The sequence below is a fragment of the Streptomyces sp. NPDC045778 genome (assembly GCF_056431945.1).
The window spans coordinates 12,737-30,330 of sequence record NZ_JBWKJZ010000020.1 but is presented as its reverse complement, the minus strand read 5'-3'; the positions used below and the strand labels follow the sequence as shown (position 1 = coordinate 30,330).

Sequence of the window (17,594 nt, the reverse complement as noted above, 5' to 3'; positions counted from 1 at the left end):
CCTCAGGAGGGCAGGGCGGGCTCGGGATCGACTCCCGAGCCCGCCCGGTCCGTTGTTCGTCAGAGCTCCCCGGCTATGACTCCGGCCCGAAACGCCGCCCACTCTGCTGCCGTGAACCTCAGGGGCTCCCGCTCAGGGTTCTTGGAGTCGCGTACGGCCCGCCCGCCGCCGGGCAGTTCGGCGATCTCGACGCAGTCGTTCTCCGCGCCGCTTGCGGACGACTTGCGCCAATCGGTGTCCGCAAGGTCTAGGGCGTACAGGTCGGTCTTGCGGTCGGTCACTGTCTCAGGCCTTCTTCCAACTCGGTGATGCGGACCAACGAGTCCTCCACCGAGAGCGCCGTGGCCCGGATGCGCTCGTACGCTCTCTCGAAGGGTGCCGCGTCTTCCCCCTCAACGTATGTCGCGCTTCCGGCGTTCTCCAACAGGACGACGTTCGGCAGCGGTGGCCTGAACTTGGTGAGGCTGAACCCTCCCTCCAGCCCCGGGTGCGCTGTGGAGTTCAGCGGCATGACCTGGACGGTCACGTTGGGGAGTTCGGAGGTGTCGAGCAGCTTGCGCAGCTGCTCGCGCATCGTGGTCGGGCGGGCGGCGAAGCGTTGGTACAGCGCGGCCTCATGGATGATGGCCCACAGCTCTAGCGGAGCGCCGGGGCGCGTCAGTACAGACTGCCGTGCCATGCGCACTTCGGCGAGTGCGGCCACCTCCTCCGGCGTGCGAGTCGTCGTGATCCCGGCGATCGTCTCGCGGGCGTAGGCGGCCGTCTGGAGCAGTCCTGGGACGAGCATCGGTGACCAGGCGCAGACCTGCTCGGCATCCGACTCCAGCGAGATGTAGTCGGCGTACGCGGGCTGCACGATGCCCGAATAGGCCTGCCACCAGCCCTTCTTGGTGGCGTCGCGGCGCAGTGTCTCCAGTACGGCCAAGGCGTCGGGATCCGTCACTCCGTAGGCCTTGAGCAGTTCGGCCAGATCGCCCGGCTTGATCCCCTGGACGGCGTTTTCGATCTTCGAGAGTTTCGGGCTGGTCCAGCCCATCGCCTCGGCGGCCTGATCGAGGCTGAGGTCTGCTTCGTTGCGGAACCTGCGCAGGGTCGCTCCGAGGCGACGCCGTCGGACTGTTGGAGCCATGGGGGAGTTTGGCATAGGGCAAGACTGCGCCCAACTGCCTGTCTCCGAGGGCGGGTTAAGCGAAATCGTCACCCAATCAGGTAGAAAGGTTGCGATCGATCAAGGTTGGGGGTCACGCTCAAGTCGCCGACAAAGGTGCCGAGCTGCTCCAGCGGTGCCACGGCGCCCTCGCACGAAAGGAGCCCCCATGCCCCCCACCCTCGGCTGGTACCCCACCCCCACCCCCACCGGCTTCGTCCTCCACCTCTCCGCCACCCCGCACCACCTCCAGGCCATCCGTGGCCTCACCGAGAAGACCCTGTACGGTGCCGGCGCGGACGACGAGCTCACGTACGCTGTGCAGCTCGTCCTCTCGGAGCTGTGCGGCAACGCCGTCCGGGCCTGTGGCGACTTCGTTCCCCTGGTCGCAGAGGTGGAGTTGGAGCCGGGTCCGGGGCTGCCGTTCGACAGGGGCGGGGCCCCGGCCGCCGCATGGGTGCGGCTGCACGACCCGTGCCGCGACGCCCGCCCCCGCCTGACCGGCGTGCGACTCGACGACCCGTACGCGGAGTCGGGGTGCGGTCTCGCCCTCGTCGACGTGCTCGCCCCAGGGTGGGGCGTGACCGTTACGCCGGTCGGCAAGCAGATCAGCTGCCGGATCCTGCTCCCGGGCAGCTGATGGGCGCCCATCGGATGGGCCCCTCAACATCCCCGCGCGGCTAGGCCGGTTGACCGGCCAGGGCATATGTCAGTGGTACGCGGTAAGGTGAGCGTGTCACGCCGTGTTGACGGGGGGCGTACTCCGTGTCGCCACGGCGAGACCGGTCGGCTCCGGACGATCGTCCGACCGGCTGGGGGGCCGCTCACCTTCGCCTGGGTACGGGCGGCGCCACCATGCCCGTACGCTGCGAAGAATGGATGCCGTGCCCACTGTCACGACCGTCGTCGCCAGAGCCCTCTACACCGCCTCCGCCATTCTGCGGGAGGAGGCTCCCCAGGACGGGATGGAATTCCGGGACGTATGGTCACGGGTCCTCGCGCGCGAGCCGAGGCTGAAGGGCGACTGGGACCAGGCGGTCCAGGAGTCGTCGTACAAGAACAACACGCCGATGCACCAGTACATCGGGCGGAGCGCGACCAATCTGGTCAAGGCGGGCTGGCTGTTCCGAGGGAACCGGCGCTGGCAGATCACCGGTTCCGGCGTGCGGGCACTGGACGACTATCCGGACGCGGTGGACTTCTACGGCCAGGCAGTCCGCAGATACCGAGCCTGGAGCAACCGGAAGCCGAACTACGCGGAGGTCCTGGAAATCCTGGCCAAGCTGCCGGACAGCGGAGGCTGGGTCCACCTAGGCGAGCTCGACGCGGCGTTCGGCGTGGACGAGGACATCCTGGCAGGCGTGCTGCGCGGCGACCGGCCCGCGGGCTGGTACTTGGCCCTCGGCCCGGGTGGCGCGGCCGGTGCGGGCCACCCGCTGCTCCCGTCCGAGCTGGACACCTGGCGTGGCCTCCTCGCCAGCGAGGGCCTGCTGGACGAGGGCCGCAGCAGCGCGGACATCGTACGGGCGCTGCCGCAGGCCGTCCTGACCGTGGACGAGGTGCTGGCGCTCGCGGGGAGCGGCGGCCTGGCGGACGAGACACCCGAGGACGAGCGTCCCCGCCAGCTCTGGATCCTCCGTGGCACCGACCCCAATACCGGCATTCCGCTTATTCGTGGACCCTGGCGGAAGAACGCGACCGTCACGCTTGCCACGGGCTTCCAGCCTCCGACGCTGGGCGCGCGGGGCCTGGAGGGCGTCCGCAGGGCTGTCGACGCCGCCCTTCCGGCCACCGCGCCGGCCCGCCGCGAGACCGTCACCCGTGAACTCGACGCCTTCCTCAACCGCATGCGCGAAGGCGACATCGTGCTGTCCACGGACGGTTACCACACCTACGTCGGTGTCGTGCGCGGCCCCGTCACCCACAGCGCGGAGCAGCTCGACCGGCCCGTCGAGTGGCGCAATCTGAACAGTCCGCTCGACTTCTTCAAGGACCTGCCGTCCGGGCTCGCCGCAGTGGTCGAGGACTCGGATTCGGCTGTCTTCGAGGCCACCGAGTACGCCGAGACCGTGCTGGCGTTGATCGGCGACATGCCCCCCACCGTCGCCGTGCCGCAGGGGCCTGCAGTGCTCCCCAACGCGACCGACGAGCTCGCCGCCAAGCTCAACCTGCCCGACACCGCCTGGCTCCAGGACTGCGTCGAACTTCTCCGCGCGAGCCCGCAGGTGATCTTCCACGGTCCGCCCGGCACGGGGAAGACGTACATCGCCCTGGCCCTGGCCCGGCACCTGGCGGGCGCCTCCAGCGCCACCAACGTACGGCTCGTCCAGTTCCACCCCGCCTACGCCTACGAGGACTTCTTCGAGGGCATCCGCCCCCGCCTCAGTAAGGGAGACAAGGGCGAGAAGGGTGAAAAAGACGGAGGTCTCCGCTACGACCTGCACCGCGGCCCGCTGCGCAGGCTGGCCGACGAGGCCGAGCTGCGCCCGGCCGAGGTCTTCGTCCTGGTCATCGACGAGATCAACCGGGGGCATCTGGCCAAGATCTTCGGTGAGCTGTACTTCCTCCTGGAGTACCGCACCGAGCGCGTCCACCTCCTCTACGGCTCCGACGACGGCCGCGGCTTCCGCCTCCCGCCCAACCTGTACATCCTCGGCACCATGAACACCGTCGACCGGTCCGTGGCGTACATGGACGCGGCCATGCGCCGCCGCTTCTCCTTCCTGGAGCTGCACCCCGGCGTGGCCCCGGTGGACGGAGTCCTGGAGGCGTGGCTGCGCAAGCGGGCGCAGGAGCGAGGCGAGGACCCGGCCGTGTACGACGACTCGTACGTCCGTCTGTTCAAGGAGGTCAACCGCCTCCTCGCGGAGACCAGCCCCGGTGACCGCTCCTTCCGGGTCGGCCCCTCCTACTTCATGCAGGACCTCGCCCACGCCGGCGACGGAGCCCTGGACCGCCTGTGGCGGACCCAGATCATCCCGCTCCTCACCGAGCACCACTGGGGCGACGGCACCGACGTGGAAGCGGTCTACGGACTCGACGTCCTGCGTGACCGGCTCGGCATCCGGCCGTCTACGGACGACGACACCGATTCCACGGGCTCGTGAACGGGCGCCTCTCTCAGCCCCTCCATTGCCGGGACGCCGCACGGCTCATTCCGCTGAAGGAAGGCGGCGGCTGGACGACGTGGCAGCTCACACCCGCTCAGGTCCAGACGCTCGCGGAGTACGAGAAGCTTGTCTGGATGCGCCCTGGGACAGGCGGCGACTGGCGGCTCAGGGCCAGGGACCGGGTGGGCTCCGTACGTCTGGGCTCGGGCGACGGCACCGTGCAGCTCACCATCACCCCTAAGGTCCCCGTCGACCGCCTCCTCCATCTCATCGCGTACGCCCCGGACCGCGTCCACTTCGACCCCCGACCGGTCACCGCCGAGCCGCGCCCCGATCTCCTCCCGGCCCTCGCCCACACCTACGTCTCCGCTGCCGACCACGCCCTGACGCACGGCGTGCTCCACGACTACCAGGAGACGTACGACACACTGCCGTTCGTCCGGGGCCGCATCCGCCACGCCGACCAGCTCCGCCGCAGACCCGGGGTCCCCGTGCCCCTCGAAGTCGTCTACGACGACCATACCCCCGACATACCCGAGAACCGGCTCCTCCTCGCCGCCGCCCGCCGCCTCCTGCGCGTACCCGGCCTTGACCCCGGAGCGCGCGCGGGGCTCCAGCGACTCACGGCCCGTCTGGACGGTGTCCACCCCCTGCCCGCCGGAGCGCCCGCGCCCCGCTGGACACCCAACCGGCGCAATACTCGCTACGCCCACGCGCTCGTGCTCGCCGACCTCGTCCTGCGTGGCGCCTCGTACGAGCTCGGCGACGGGCGCGAGATCGCGGTGGACGGAATGCTGGTGGTCATGTGGCGGCTCTTCGAGGCATACCTCGCCCGCGCGGTCGGCGAAGCCCTGCGCCACCGCATCGGCGGCCGACCCGAACCCCAGGACCGGAACTTCTATCTCGACAGCGCGCGCAGGCACGTGCTCAAGCCGGATCTCGTGCACTACCTGCCGTCACCGAACGACGGAGTGCTGCGCCAGGCCGTCGTCCTGGACGCCAAGTTCAAGACCGGGCCCGAGCGGGACGATCTGTACCAGATGACGGCGTACTGCGTACGCCTCGGACTGACCGAGGGGCACCTCGTGTACGCCTCGGGAAGGCCGGGCACTGTAGTGGTGCCTGTGGGGAACAGCCGACTGACGATCTGGCGGCATGTCGTGGACCTTGCGCGTCCTTGGCGTGCCCTTGCAGCCGATATCGAGGCCCTTGCGATATCGATCGATGGCGCGCGCCCTGAGCGGGCAGGTGAATCGCGGATGACGCAACCCCATCGTGACGAATCGGTCCCCGGACTGTAGGAACCTAACAGCGAGTCATCTGCGCCACTGTCGGACGCCGATTCTCCGGATCACGTACCGGACCGATAGGTTTCCGGGAGACCACACAGTCAAGGAGAAGGGTGATCCCTTGAGCCGCTCGGTTCTCGTCACCGGAGGAAACCGGGGCATCGGCCTCGCCATCGCCCGCGCGTACGCCGACGCCGGCGACAAGGTGGCGATCACCTACCGCTCGGGTGAGCCGCCCAAGGACCTCACCGCGGCCGGTGTGCTCGCCGTCAAGTGCGACATCACCGACGCCGAACAGGTGGAGCAGGCCTACAAGGAGATCGAGGAGAAGCACGGCCCGGTCGAGGTCCTCGTCGCGAACGCGGGCATCACCAAGGACCAGCTTCTGATGCGCATGTCCGAGGACGACTTCACGTCCGTCCTCGACACCAACCTCACCGGCACCTTCCGCGTCGTGAAGCGGGCCAACCGCGGCATGCTGCGCGCCAAGAAGGGCCGCGTCGTCCTCATCTCCTCCGTCGTCGGCCTGTACGGCTCGGCGGGCCAGGCGAACTACGCCGCGTCGAAGGCGGGCCTGGTCGGCTTCGCGCGCTCGCTCGCCCGTGAGCTGGGGTCACGCAACATCACCTTCAACGTCGTCGCGCCCGGTTTTGTCGACACCGACATGACCCAGGCGCTCACGGACGAGCAGCGCTCGGGCATCGTGGCGCAGGTGCCGCTCGGCCGATACGCGCAGCCCGAGGAGATCGCCGCCACGGTGCGGTTCCTCACCTCGGACGACGCCTCGTACATCACTGGAGCCGTCATCCCCGTTGACGGCGGATTGGGCATGGGTCACTGATCACCATGAGCGGAATTCTCGACGGCAAGCGCATCCTGATCACGGGTGTGCTGATGGAGTCCTCCATCGCCTTCCACGCTGCCAAGGTCGCGCAGGAGCAGGGCGCCGAGGTCATCCTGACCGCCTTCCCGCGGCCCACGCTCACCGAGCGCATCGCCAAGAAGCTGCCCAAGCCCGCCAAGGTCATCGAGCTGGACGTCACCAACGAGGAGCACCTCGGCCGCCTGGAGGGCGTGGTCCGCGAGGAGCTGGGCGGCCTTGACGGCGTCGTCCACTCCATCGGCTTCGCCCCGCAGGACGCGCTCGGCGGCAACTTCCTGAACACGCCGTTCGAGTCGGTGGCCACGGCCATGCACGTCTCGGCGTTCTCCCTGAAGTCGCTGACCATGGCCCTGCTGCCGCTGATGCCGGAGGAGGAGGGCGGCGCGGTCGTCGGCCTGACCTTCGACGCGCAGTTCGCCTGGCCGCAGTACGACTGGATGGGCCCGGCCAAGGCCGCCCTAGAGGCCACCAACCGCTACCTGGCGCGTGACCTGGGCCCGCGGAACATCCGCTGCAACCTCGTCTCGGCCGGCCCCATCGGTTCCATGGCCGCCAAGTCCATCCCGGGCTTCGGCGAGCTGGCCAAGGTCTGGGACAGCCGCTCCCCGCTCCAGTGGGACATGGCCGACCCCGAGCCCGCGGGCCGCGGCATCGTCGCCCTGCTCTCGGACTTCTTCCCGAAGACCACGGGCGAGATCATCCACGTCGACGGCGGCGTGCACATGATGGGTGCCTGACACTGCCCGTTTGACGCCGTGACGCCTGACGCCTTGGCGTTTTCGATGCCCCGTTCCCGCAGTGCGCGGGGGCGGGGCATCGCCCGTTCGGCCCCGCCGGCCGGGCGGGGGTGGGGCAGGGCCGGGCACCCTGGAGTGTGCGCTGGTCACCCGGTGCGGCGCTCGCCGCCCTCGCCCTCCTGATCACCCTGCCGTACGACGTCGTGTCCCACGCGTCCGCGCAGCGCGCAGACCCCGTCGAAGGCGCGGCAGGCGCGGCAGGCGCGGCAAGCGCGGCGAGCGCGGCTCCCGCCCCGCCCTCGCGCCCGGCCGCGGCGGACCGGCCCTTCGGCGCGGAGTGCCGCAGCAACGTCGTCGGCTCCCACGTCGTCGCGTACTGCCACAACCCGTACCCCGACACCGACCGCCTTCGGCTGCACATCGAGTGCGACCGGTGGTGGGACATCGACAGCGACAGCCGTCCGGTCGCGGCCGGGCCCGCCAGGACGGTGCGGCTCACCGGCCGCTGCTGGAAAGAGGTCCGCTCGGTGTGGATCAGCCACCAGCGCTGAGGACCGGGGGCGCTCAGTCGGCGCCGAGCCGCTCCGGGTGGCACTGGTAGGGGTAGCTGGCCGCCTCGGCGGCTGCCGCGTCCGCGTCCCGCGCGCGGATCGCCTCCACCAGGCGGCCGTGGTCCATGTACGCCGCCGGGGTCAGCTCCTCGCCGACGTCCTCGCGCAGCCAGTCCCGCAGCACCTCGCCCAGGTCCGCGTACAGGGCGATCAGGACGTCGTTGTGGGACGCGGCCACCACCGCCATGTGCAGGGACGCGTCGGCCGTCACGAACGCCTCGGCGTCGCCCGACGCCCAGGCCTCCTCGCGGCGCGCCAGCAGGCTGTCCAGCTGCGTGAGGTCCCGCTCCGTGCGCCGCGCGGCGGCGAGCTGCGCGCCGCTCGACTCCAGCGTGGCGCGCAGTTCCGCGATGTGGCGCGGGTTGGCGTCGGCGAACCTGCGCTGCATCACGCCCGCCAGCTCGCTGGTCGCCACCACGTACGTGCCCGAGCCCTGCCGGATGTCGAGCAGGCCGTTGTGGGCGAGAGCGCGCACGGCCTCACGGACCGTGTTCCTGGCCACGCCCAGCTGCTCGACCAGCTCGGGCTCGGTGGGGATGCGCGAGCCGACCGGCCACTCGCCCGACGAGATCTGATTGCGCAGGGCGGCGATGACCTGCTCGGACAGTGCTGAGCGGCGCGGTGTGGTCAGCGGCATGTGCTTCCTTCGGCGACGTCGGCGGCGATGCTGGCGGGCCCGGCGGACCTCGCGAGAGCGGCGGGCCCGTTGAAAACTGGACAGCCAATCATCCCATGATTCTATGATGGCTCTCATGGTCAGTGAGGAAGCGGATACGACACGCGGGACGATGACACCACCGAGCCCGGCCGGGGCCGCCGTGCGGCAGAAAGCCGCACCGGAGGGCCCTGCGGGAGCGAAGGGCGGCGGAGCGGCGCGCGGCGCCGCGAACGCGCCGGTCGAGCCGGGCGGAACGACCGCCACGCGCGCGTGGGCCACGCGACTGGTCATCGTCGGCATCGTCCTCGCGGCCCTCAACCTCCGGCCCGCCATCACCAGCCTCGGCGCGCTCCTCGAAGAGGTGCGGGACGGGCTCGGCATGAGCGGCACCCTCGCCGGCCTCCTCACCTCCGTGCCGCCGCTGTGCTTCGCGCTCTTCGGCAGCCAGGCCCCGCGCCTGGCCCGCCGCTTCGGCTCCGGCGCCGTGGTGTGCGCGGGCATGGTGGCGATAGCCACCGGCCTGCTGGTCCGCCCCTTCATCGGCGGCACCGCCGGCTTCCTGGCCGCCACCGCGTTCGCCCTCATGGGCATCGCCGTGAGCAACGTCCTGATGCCCGTCATCGTCAAGCGCTGGTTCCCCGACCGCGTCGGCTCGATGACCGGCCTGTACTCCATGGCCCTCGCGCTCGGCACCTCCCTGGCCGCCGCCGTCACCGTGCCGCTGACCGACGCGCTCGGCGGCAGCTGGCGCACCGGGCTCGCCGTGTGGGCGTCGCTCGCGGTCGTCGCCGTCGTGCCGTGGCTGCCGCTGGTGCGCGAACGCGGCGCCGGGGCGGCCGCCCCCGAGCGGGTCCCGGCCGCCGTCCGCCGCGAGGACGACGCGCTGCGCATCACCCACAGCCGTACGGCATGGGCCCTCGCCTGCTTCTTCGGGCTCCAGGCCACCGCCGCGTACATCACCATGGGCTGGCTGCCGCAGATCTTCCGGGACGCGGGCGTACCCGCGAGCGAGGCCGGGGTGCTGCTCGCCGTCACGATGGCCATGGGCGTACCGCTCGCCTTCGTGATCCCGCGCGTGGCGACCCGGCTGCCCCACCAGGGCCCCGTCGTGATCTTCCTGGGCGCCTGCGGTCTCGCCGGATACGCGGGCCTGTACCTCGCCCCGGCGGGCGGTGCCTGGGCGTGGGCGCTGCTGTGCGGCATCTCCAACTGCGCCTTCCCGCTCGCGCTCACCATGGTCGGCATGCGCGCCAAGAGCAGCGCGGGCGTGGCCAAGCTCTCCGCCTTCGCGCAGAGCACCGGCTATCTGATCTCGATTCCCGGCCCGCTCCTGGTGGGCGTGCTCTACCAGCACAGCGGGGGCTGGGGCCTGCCCCTCGCCCTCATGGCGGGCCTGATGGTGCCGCAGATCGCTGTCGGCTTCCTTGCGGGCCGCGACCGCACGATCGAGGACGAGGTGGCCGCGAAGGCGGCGGCCTGAGCGGGCGGCCCGCCCGGCCCCGGGGCCCCGGAGGCGGGCCCACCGGCCCGGGGTGGGAGACTTGCGGCATGCCAGTGCTCGACCCGAACCCCCAGAACGGCCAGAAGAAGCTCCTCATCGTGCTCGGCGCGATGCTGGCCATCACCGTCGTCATCGGGATCATCGCGTCCGTCGCCTCGCCCTGAGGCCCTGCCGGATCGTCGGCGAACCAGCCCTCCCACGCGGGATGGTGGTGCTAGCCCCACCATCCCCTAGGGGGCCAGTGTCAGGGTTAACTGGGTGGATCACCTGATGGGCCCAGAGGCCGGAACTCCGTACCTTCGAGATGTGGCCGCGAAGACGCGGCATGAAGCACTCGATCGTTCTTGGAGGCGGCATGTCGGTCCGTGCGCACACCCGACGCGACCCGGCGGAGCGGGCTGAGCCGGCCGCCGTCGAGATCCAGCTCCCGTGGTGGGCCATCGCCCTGCCCGCGGTCGCCTTCGCCGCCCTGCTCCTGCTGATACTGAACCCGGCGGACGCGCACGCGGCGAGCGGCGAGCCCGTCGTCACCCACCTCTTCGAGCGCGTCAAGGCCGTCCTCGCGACCCTCCCGTAAGGCGTTCGTGCCTGGTCGCAGAGGGGCGAGTCACCCCAGGAGACACGGGTCGAGCGCCCTGTCACCCCAGCCGGGGGAGCCCGCCAACTCCCTGCGCCCGATGGCGTGTTTCATGCGAAGCTGGGACGCATGAGCGTCGCAGAACCCCGCAGGATTGTCCTTTTCCGGCACGCGAAGGCCGACTGGCCCCAGGTGTCCGACCACGAGCGCCCGCTCGCCGAGCGCGGACGCAAGGACGCCCCCGTGGCCGGCCGCAAACTCGCAGAGACCGGAATCGCCTTCGACCTGGCCCTGTGCTCGACCGCCGTCAGGACCCGCGAGACCTGGAAGCTCGCCGTCCAGGAACTCCCGCAGCGTCCCCGGACGGTGTACGAGGACCGGATCTATGAAGCCTCCCCCGGCGAGCTGATCGCCGTGCTCAACGAGACCCCGGACGACGTGCGCGACCTGATCCTCATCGGCCACAACCCCGGCGTCCACGGCCTCGCCGACGTCCTCGCGGGGGAGGCCGAGGGCGACGCCCAGGTCCGGATGAACCGCCGCGGCTTCCCGACGTCGGCGTTCGCCACCCTGACGTACACCGGCTCGTGGAAGGGCCTGGAGCCCGGCACGGCGACCCTGGTGGACTACTGGGCGCCGTCGGCGTAGCGGCTCGGCACGACCGTCGACCCATGCGAAGGCCCGGCACCCCTGGGGTGCCGGGCCCGATCCTTACCGGCCACGCGGGGCTCCGCGCCGGTGAACCGCTCGTGCCTAGGCGTGGTCCAGGTGCATGTCCGCGGCCTCGACCTCTTCGCGGGTGACGCCGAGGAGATACAGGACGGTGTCGAGGAACGGCACGTTGACGGCCGTATGGGCGGCTTCGCGGACCATCGGCTTGGCGTTGAACGCGACGCCGAGACCGGCGGCGTTGAGCATGTCGAGGTCGTTCGCCCCGTCGCCGATCGCGACGGTCTGCTCCAGCGGGACGCCCGCCTCGTCGGCGAAGCGGCGCAGCAGTCGGGCCTTGCCCGCGCGGTCCACGACCTCGCCGGTCACCTTGCCGGTGAGCCTGCCGTCGACGATCTCCAGGGTGTTGGCGTGGGCGAAGTCCAGGCCGAGTCGTTCCTTCAGGTCGTCGGTGACCTGGGTGAAGCCGCCGGAGACCACGCCGACCTGGTAGCCGAGGCTCTTGAGGGTGCGGATGAGCGTGCGCGCGCCGGGGGTGAGCCGCACCTCCGAGCGGACCTTGTCCACCACCGAGGCGTCGAGCCCTTCGAGGAGGGCGACGCGCGCGTGCAGCGACTGTTCGAAGTCCAGCTCGCCGCGCATCGCGGCCGCCGTCACCTCCGCGACCTCCTGCTCGCAGCCCGCGTGCGCGGCGAACAGCTCGATCACCTCGTCCTGGATCAGCGTCGAGTCGACGTCCATCACGACCAGGCGCTGCGCGCGCCGGTGCAGGCCCGCGGCGACGACCGCGACATCGACGCCGAGCGCCGCGGCCTCCAGCGCGAGCGCCGTGCGCAGCGGCTCGGTCTCCGTGCCGGACACCGCGAACTCCACCGCTGTGACGGGGTACTTGGCGAGCCGGAAGATGCGGTCGATGTTCCCCCCGGTCGCCGTGATGCTGGCGGCGATCGCGGCGGTCGACTCGGCCGTGAGGGGGTGGCCGAGCACCGTCACGTGCGAGCGGCCGAGGCCGCGCGGGCGGTTGTCGCCCCGGCCCGAGATGATCTCGGCCTGGAGGTTCATGGAGTCCGCCCACGAGTGGACGGTGGCCCGCAGATCCCCTTCGAGGCCGCGCGGAGGCTCGGTGACCAGCGCGCAGAGCACTATCCGGCCCCGGGTCACGACCTGCTCGATGTCGACGACGTCCACGGAGTACGCCGCGAGCGTGTCGAAGAGGCCGGCGGTGATGCCTGGGCGGTCCTTACCGAAGATCTTGACGAGCAGCGTGGGGAGAACAGCGTTGGCGCCTGCCGGCGAGGGCGTGCCGGGCGGCGCGGCGGCGCCGGGGGGCGCGGGGGGCGTGGAGGCACTCATGGTGAGCCCCACGGTAGCTGGCGGCGCGGGCCGGGTGACGGGGGTGTCCGGCTGCCGGACATCCCCTCGCCCCCTTGTTCATCCCCCGGCCCCACCGTGCTCGCCCGGTGCCCGTCTTGCTGTCACTCCCCGGCTCGGCGGAGGTGACGTCGCTGTCGCGCGGGCTGCTCGGTTGCCCCGGGGTGCTGTGGCTCGGTGGGTGGCGCCGCCGCTGGCGCGGGTGCTTCCCGCTCCCGAAGCCCCGCAGGAGCCGTGTCGAAATTTTGAGGGCGGAGAGGTGGGACCACCCCGGCTGCGCGGAGCGCGGCGTGGGGTCAGGGCCTCCGCTTCGGGGGTGGCGGTGGCGGTGGCGGCGGTGGGGGAGGCGGCGGCGCGGGCCACTGCCGCGCCCCCCGCTGCCCCCGCTTCGCCCCGTCCGGCGGCGGTGGCACAGGGCTCGCGACGGTCGGCGCCCCGCTGCCGGGCGGCGGTCCGCTGCCGGGCGGTGGCCCACCCGCCCCAGGGGCAGGCCCTCCACCCCCCACCTGCAAGTACGGATTCGTCTCCGCCCGGGGCGGCCGGTACGGCGTGCTCTGCCGATAGGGCCCCGCGCCGTCCGGGGCCGACGGGGTCGGTGGGGCCTCCGGACCCGACGCCAGCGGTGCCACCCGGCCCCCCGCCGCCCCGGTGGCCCGCGCGAGCAGCGCCCCGACGGCCCCGGCCCCCGCCCCCCAGGCCGCACCGAGGAGCGCGGCGAGCGTCAGGTTCCCGTGCAGTTCGAGCCCGGCCCCGAACGCGTCGAAGCCGAGGACGGACAAGGAGGCGTCCGCGGACACCCCGGTCAGCCACGCCATCAGCGGGAGGGCCACCGCCGTGACCGCCCCGAGCGTCAGCGCGCAGCGCGCGACGAACCCGGCCAGGCCCCCCGGGCGCCCCGAGGCCCGCGCCAGCGGACTGCGTACCGCCGTGAGCACCCCCGCGAACAGCATCATCATCACGGTCGCGACCCCCAGGAGCCACACCCGCCCGTCGAGTTCGGCGAGCCGCCCCAGCGTCAGGGGCTTGTCGGAGTCGCGCAGCAGATCGTCCACCGGGTCCGGCAGGAAGCGCGTCAGGGGGCCCGAGGCCTCGCCGTCGTAGGGGACGAAGAGGCCGACGGGCAGGCCGAGGAAGACGCCGTTGGGGGTGCCGAGGAGCGCGCCGCCCACGACCCGCTTCGGGTGGTCGTCGCCGATCGCCGCGTACGCCGCCGCCGCGAGCCCCGCGACGACGGCCGTCAGGACGACCGCGACCAGGGCGGACGCCGCGGGCCGCAGCACCCGGTGGACGGCGCCGAAGCCGGGCGGCAGCGGCGTCCTGCGGGACGCGAGCAGCGCGATGAGCAGCACCGCGACCGTCCAGATCGCGCCACCGAGCAACGTGGCGCCGGTGTCGACCGTGAAGCCGACCGCGGCCTCGGCCTCGACGAGGTCGCGCAGGCGGTCCGGGAAGAGCCCGCTGATGTCCCCGATGCCGCCGATGTCCTTGAGGCCGTCGGGAATCCGGTCGCCGATGCCTCCGGGAAGGTTGTCGAGACCTTTGTCGATTCCCTTGTCAATTCCTTTGTCGATGCCCAGCTGTTCGCCGTCGATCGTGATGACGTCGTGACCGGCCCAGGCGAGCCCGCCGAGCATGGCGACGAAGAGAGTGATCACCGCTCCCGCGCGCGCCGCGAGTTCGGCGGGCGAGATCACAACTCCCGCGCCGCGCAAGGAACGTAAAAAGAAGTAGGAGAGCAGGACCGCACCGGCAAGACCCACACCCAGGGGCGCGACGTCAATGGCCGTGGTCGCCTCGGCACCCTTGAGGCCGAAGGCCGACACATCACCGGATGGGGTGATGGACCCGCCGACGCCCAGGGCGATCGCCGCCGCCGTCATCGGCCCGAGCGAGCCCGCCGCGTCCGCGCCGAGCAGGTGCAGACCAAGGGCCGCCGTCCCCGCCATGCCGATCAACGCCCAGCTGACCGCCGCGATCGCGGAGAGCAGCACGTCCCCCCAGGGCACGCTCCGCCGCCCGCCCTCGTACCCGCCGCTCACCATCAGACCCCCCGAGGTCGCCGCGCGTCGCTCTCGGCGCGCGGACGCACGGCACGGGCGATATCGACGACATGAGTGACATGGCCGATATGTGCGGCATGCTCGCTATCCGTACTCGCTGAGAGCCCTTACCACTTTCCGAGGCGATATCTGCCCCGTCAACGGGGCAGTCATAGTGGCCCGTACGCAGTCTTCACAAGGCCCGACTTTCGGTCAGAGGCCTCCGCCTGAAATAGTTCCTCCCGATGTTCGACATCCCTAGACTCCCCATGATGGGGGCAACTCGGGGGACAACTCAGTGGGGCATGGAGTGCCGGAACTCGTACTGGAATTGAATGGCAGGTCCTGGACGCTTGATTCGTCCCGGACCTACACCCTCGGACGCGATCCGCAGGGTGACATCGCGCTCGACGACGCCAGGGTCTCCTGGCGGCACGCGACGATCAGCTGGGGCGGCCGGAGCTGGGTCATCGAGGACCACGGCTCCACCAACGGCACCTTCGTGCAGGGGCAGCGGATCCACCAGATGGAAATCGGCCCCGGGTCGGCCGTCCACCTGGGCAACGCGACGGACGGGCCGCAGCTCGTCCTCACCGGCGGCGCGCCCGGCGCCGCCGCCGCTGCCATGTCCGCGCCGGGCGCGCAGCAGCAGGCGCACAACGCCCCGCAGCAGGCCGCGCACGCGCCGCCGCAGCAGGCCCCTGGCCAGGCAGGACTCGGGCATCAGGAGGCCCCGGGCTGGGCGGCGCAGCCGCAGCACCAGGCACCGCAGTATCAGCAGCACCAGCAGCAGATGCCGCAGCAGCAGGCCTGGCAGCAAGCACCGCAGCACCAGGCGCCGCCGCAACAGCAGCACGCGCAGGTGCCACCGCAGCAGGGCCCGGGCGCGGGCGTGGGACCCGGTGGCGCGGCGGGGGCCCCGCCGGTCTACGGCGACCGCAGCCCGACCACGTACCACCAGTTCTCGCTTGGCCGAAAGATGCGCATCGGTCGCGCCCTGGAGAACGAGCTGGTGGTCTCCGACCTCCAGGTCTCGCGGCACCACGCCGAGTTCACCTCGACGCCCGACGGCCGCTTCGAGCTGCGCGACCTCGGCTCGCACAACGGCACGTACGTCAACGGCATGCCGATCGCGAAGTCGTCCACGGTCCTCATCGGCCCGAACGACATCGTCGGCGTCGGCCACTCCACGTTCCGCCTGGTGGGGGACCGTCTCGAGGAGTTCGTCGACACCGGAGACGTCTCCTTCTCCGCGCGCCACCTGACCGTCACGGTCGACGGCGGCAAGCAGATCCTCAAGGACGTCTCCTTCGGCGTCCCGGAGAAGTCGCTGATCGCGGTCATCGGCCCGTCGGGCTCCGGCAAGTCCACCCTGCTCAAGGCGCTGACCGGCTACCGGCCCGCCAACCAGGGCGACGTCCTCTACGACAACCGGAACCTGTACAAGCAGTTCGCCGAGCTGCGGCAGCGCATCGGTCTGGTCCCGCAGGACGACATCCTGCACAAGGAGCTGACCGTCAACAAGGCGCTCAAGTACGCGGCCAAGCTCCGCTTCCCCGCCGACACCAGCGAGCAGGAGCGCCAGCAGCGCATAGGCGAGGTCCTGCGCGAGCTGAAGCTCGACATCCACAAGGACAAGAAGGTCACCTCCCTCTCCGGCGGCCAGCGCAAGCGCGTCTCGGTCGCCCTGGAGCTGCTCACCAAGCCGTCGCTGATCTTCCTGGACGAGCCCACGTCGGGCCTCGACCCGGGCATGGACCGCGACGTCATGCAGCTCCTGCGCGGGCTCGCCGACGACGGCCGCACCGTCCTCGTCGTCACGCACTCCGTGGCCGAGCTGGCCCTGTGCGACAAGCTCCTGGTGATGGCGCCGGGCGGCTCGGTGGCGTACTTCGGCCCGCCCGAGGAGGCCCTGAACTTCTTCGGCTACGACACCTGGGCCGACGTCTTCTCCGCCTTCGAGAACTACCGCGACTACGACTGGGCGGGCCGCTGGAAGGGCTCGCAGCACTACCAGATGTACGCCGCGGACATCGACGCCGTCGCCGCGCAGTCCGTACACATGCCGCCGCCGCAGGCGATCAAGCCGCCCAAGCCGCAGGGCTGGGGCTCACAGCTGATCACCCTGATCCGCCGCTATGTGTCGGTCATCGCGTCCGACAAGGGCTTCATGGCGCTGATGCTGATCCTGCCCGCGGTGCTCGGCGCGGTCAGCCTGCTCATCGACCCGGACAAGGGTCTGCTGCCGGTCGTGAACCCGAAGACCGGCAAGATCATCCCGAACGGCACGGCCACGACGGTGCTCCTGATCCTCGCGGTCGGCGCCTGTTTCGCGGGCGCCGCGAACTCCGTCCGTGAGCTGATCAAGGAGCGGGTGATCTACGAACGCGAGCGCGCGACCGGCCTGTCGCGCTCCGCGTACCTGATGTCCAAGGTCATCGTCCTGGGCATGATCACCGTCCTCCAGGGCGCCCTGGTCGGCGCGATCGGCTTCTCCACCCGGGAGATCCCGGACAAGGGCCTGGTCCTCGGCAGCCAGGTGCTGCTCGAACTCTCCCTGCCGATCATGGGCCTGGGTTTCACCTCGATGATGTTCGGCCTGATCATCTCCGCCCTGGTGAAGACCGCGGAGAAGACCATGCCGCTGCTGGTCATGTTCGCGATCATCCAGGTCGTGTTCACCGGCTGCCTGTTCATCCTGCACGGCACGGTCGGCGTCAACGAGTTCTCGTACCTGATGCCGTCGCGCTGGGCGGTGGCCGCCGCCGGCAGCACGCTGGACTTCAACAGGATCAGCCCCAACCCGGACGACCCGGGCAGCACCGACCCGCTGTGGGACCACGAGGGCGGTGCCTACGTCATGGACATGGCCGCGCTGCTCGCCCTCGGCGCGCTCTGCGGCTTCCTCGTGGCCCGCTTCCTGCGCCGCCACGAGCCGGAGGTCATGCGCAAGTAGACCCGCTCGCGCGGACACGTCTCGTGCGGAGTCACGCGGAGCGGAC

16 protein-coding genes are annotated in these 17,594 nt (G+C 71.1%); 11 read left to right on the top strand and 5 right to left on the bottom strand.

The genetic code is table 11. The features are described 5' to 3' along the window. Positions 1 to 59 precede the first annotated feature (59 nt). Positions 60 to 281 carry a DUF397 domain-containing protein gene (locus AC07GB_RS24550; protein ID WP_478848861.1) on the bottom strand — a complete coding sequence of 74 codons (222 nt, stop codon included), beginning with the start codon at positions 279 to 281 and terminating at the stop codon, positions 60 to 62. Next, positions 278 to 1,129 (bottom strand): helix-turn-helix domain-containing protein, encoded by an 852-nt coding sequence (locus AC07GB_RS24545; protein WP_478848859.1) that lies wholly within the window; start codon positions 1,127 to 1,129, stop codon positions 278 to 280. Before AC07GB_RS24545 ends, AC07GB_RS24550 begins: the two co-directional genes overlap by 4 nt. Positions 1,130 to 1,316: 187 nt before the next feature. Here AC07GB_RS24545 and AC07GB_RS24540 point away from each other — a divergent pair, with 187 nt between their 5' ends. The 6 genes from AC07GB_RS24540 to AC07GB_RS24515 all read left to right on the top strand — a co-directional run bounded on the left by AC07GB_RS24540 (position 1,317) and on the right by AC07GB_RS24515 (position 7,717). Next, positions 1,317 to 1,787: an ATP-binding protein gene (locus tag AC07GB_RS24540; RefSeq protein ID WP_478848857.1), complete on the top strand. Its 471-nt coding sequence runs from the start codon at positions 1,317 to 1,319 to the stop codon at positions 1,785 to 1,787. 244 nt (positions 1,788 to 2,031) lie between these two features. Further along, positions 2,032 to 4,254, top strand: a complete 2,223-nt coding sequence (locus AC07GB_RS24535; RefSeq protein ID WP_478848855.1) for an McrB family protein — start codon at positions 2,032 to 2,034, stop codon at positions 4,252 to 4,254. Between the two features lie 137 nt (positions 4,255 to 4,391). After that, positions 4,392 to 5,558, top strand: coding sequence for an McrC family protein (locus tag AC07GB_RS24530; protein ID WP_478848853.1), 1,167 nt, complete (start codon positions 4,392 to 4,394; stop codon positions 5,556 to 5,558). A gap of 109 nt (positions 5,559 to 5,667) precedes the next feature. Then, positions 5,668 to 6,387, top strand: a complete 720-nt coding sequence (fabG, locus tag AC07GB_RS24525) for a 3-oxoacyl-[acyl-carrier-protein] reductase (RefSeq protein ID WP_478848851.1) — start codon at positions 5,668 to 5,670, stop codon at positions 6,385 to 6,387. A gap of 5 nt (positions 6,388 to 6,392) precedes the next feature. Continuing rightward, positions 6,393 to 7,166 (top strand): enoyl-ACP reductase FabI, encoded by a 774-nt coding sequence (gene fabI, locus AC07GB_RS24520; RefSeq protein ID WP_030684230.1) that lies wholly within the window; start codon positions 6,393 to 6,395, stop codon positions 7,164 to 7,166. 137 nt (positions 7,167 to 7,303) lie between these two features. Beyond that, positions 7,304 to 7,717, top strand: a complete 414-nt coding sequence (locus tag AC07GB_RS24515) for a hypothetical protein (RefSeq protein ID WP_478848849.1) — start codon at positions 7,304 to 7,306, stop codon at positions 7,715 to 7,717. 13 nt (positions 7,718 to 7,730) lie between these two features. On the opposite strand, the gene AC07GB_RS24510 is transcribed toward AC07GB_RS24515, so the two are convergent. After that, positions 7,731 to 8,414, bottom strand: coding sequence for a FadR/GntR family transcriptional regulator (locus tag AC07GB_RS24510; protein WP_478848847.1), 684 nt, complete (start codon positions 8,412 to 8,414; stop codon positions 7,731 to 7,733). A 103-nt stretch (positions 8,415 to 8,517) separates the two neighbouring features. Between AC07GB_RS24510 and AC07GB_RS24505 the strand changes: the two genes are divergently transcribed. From AC07GB_RS24505 to AC07GB_RS24490, 4 genes are all read left to right on the top strand, one after another. After that, positions 8,518 to 9,915, top strand: coding sequence for a CynX/NimT family MFS transporter (locus tag AC07GB_RS24505; protein WP_478848845.1), 1,398 nt, complete (start codon positions 8,518 to 8,520; stop codon positions 9,913 to 9,915). Positions 9,916 to 9,983: 68 nt separating this feature from the next. Beyond that, positions 9,984 to 10,100: an SGM_5486 family transporter-associated protein gene (locus AC07GB_RS24500; RefSeq protein WP_107450643.1), complete on the top strand. Its 117-nt coding sequence runs from the start codon at positions 9,984 to 9,986 to the stop codon at positions 10,098 to 10,100. Positions 10,101 to 10,291: 191 nt separating this feature from the next. Further along, the gene (locus AC07GB_RS24495; RefSeq protein ID WP_478848843.1) at positions 10,292 to 10,513 is read left to right on the top strand and encodes a hypothetical protein; all 222 of its coding nucleotides are present in this window, start codon (positions 10,292 to 10,294) and stop codon (positions 10,511 to 10,513) included. A gap of 129 nt (positions 10,514 to 10,642) precedes the next feature. Then, positions 10,643 to 11,161 (top strand): SixA phosphatase family protein, encoded by a 519-nt coding sequence (locus AC07GB_RS24490; RefSeq protein WP_478848841.1) that lies wholly within the window; start codon positions 10,643 to 10,645, stop codon positions 11,159 to 11,161. Between the two features lie 105 nt (positions 11,162 to 11,266). On the opposite strand, the gene serB is transcribed toward AC07GB_RS24490, so the two are convergent. After that, positions 11,267 to 12,535: a phosphoserine phosphatase SerB gene (gene serB / locus AC07GB_RS24485; RefSeq protein ID WP_478848839.1), complete on the bottom strand. Its 1,269-nt coding sequence runs from the start codon at positions 12,533 to 12,535 to the stop codon at positions 11,267 to 11,269. A gap of 314 nt (positions 12,536 to 12,849) precedes the next feature. Beyond that, positions 12,850 to 14,595 carry a streptophobe family protein gene (locus tag AC07GB_RS24480; protein ID WP_478848837.1) on the bottom strand — a complete coding sequence of 582 codons (1,746 nt, stop codon included), beginning with the start codon at positions 14,593 to 14,595 and terminating at the stop codon, positions 12,850 to 12,852. A 307-nt stretch (positions 14,596 to 14,902) separates the two neighbouring features. Between AC07GB_RS24480 and AC07GB_RS24475 the strand changes: the two genes are divergently transcribed. After that, positions 14,903 to 17,548 carry an ABC transporter ATP-binding protein/permease gene (locus tag AC07GB_RS24475; protein WP_478848835.1) on the top strand — a complete coding sequence of 882 codons (2,646 nt, stop codon included), beginning with the start codon at positions 14,903 to 14,905 and terminating at the stop codon, positions 17,546 to 17,548. The last annotated feature ends 46 nt before the right edge of the window (positions 17,549 to 17,594 follow it).

Bases quoted from the DNA above. Each gene is read 5' to 3' on its own strand.
- AC07GB_RS24500 (WP_107450643.1), top strand. From the start codon at position 9,984: ATGCCAGTGCTCGACCCGAACCCCCAGAACGGCCAGAAGAAGCTCCTC.
- serB (WP_478848839.1), bottom strand. From the start codon at position 12,535: ATGAGTGCCTCCACGCCCCCCGCGCCCCCCGGCGCCGCCGCGCCGCCC.
- AC07GB_RS24480 (WP_478848837.1), bottom strand. From the start codon at position 14,595: ATGGTGAGCGGCGGGTACGAGGGCGGGCGGCGGAGCGTGCCCTGGGGG.
- AC07GB_RS24545 (WP_478848859.1), bottom strand. From the start codon at position 1,129: ATGGCTCCAACAGTCCGACGGCGTCGCCTCGGAGCGACCCTGCGCAGG.
- AC07GB_RS24495 (WP_478848843.1), top strand. From the start codon at position 10,292: ATGTCGGTCCGTGCGCACACCCGACGCGACCCGGCGGAGCGGGCTGAG.
- AC07GB_RS24510 (WP_478848847.1), bottom strand. From the start codon at position 8,414: ATGCCGCTGACCACACCGCGCCGCTCAGCACTGTCCGAGCAGGTCATC.
- fabI (WP_030684230.1), top strand. From the start codon at position 6,393: ATGAGCGGAATTCTCGACGGCAAGCGCATCCTGATCACGGGTGTGCTG.
- AC07GB_RS24540 (WP_478848857.1), top strand. From the start codon at position 1,317: ATGCCCCCCACCCTCGGCTGGTACCCCACCCCCACCCCCACCGGCTTC.
- AC07GB_RS24530 (WP_478848853.1), top strand. From the start codon at position 4,392: ATGCGCCCTGGGACAGGCGGCGACTGGCGGCTCAGGGCCAGGGACCGG.
- AC07GB_RS24490 (WP_478848841.1), top strand. From the start codon at position 10,643: ATGAGCGTCGCAGAACCCCGCAGGATTGTCCTTTTCCGGCACGCGAAG.
- AC07GB_RS24505 (WP_478848845.1), top strand. From the start codon at position 8,518: ATGATGGCTCTCATGGTCAGTGAGGAAGCGGATACGACACGCGGGACG.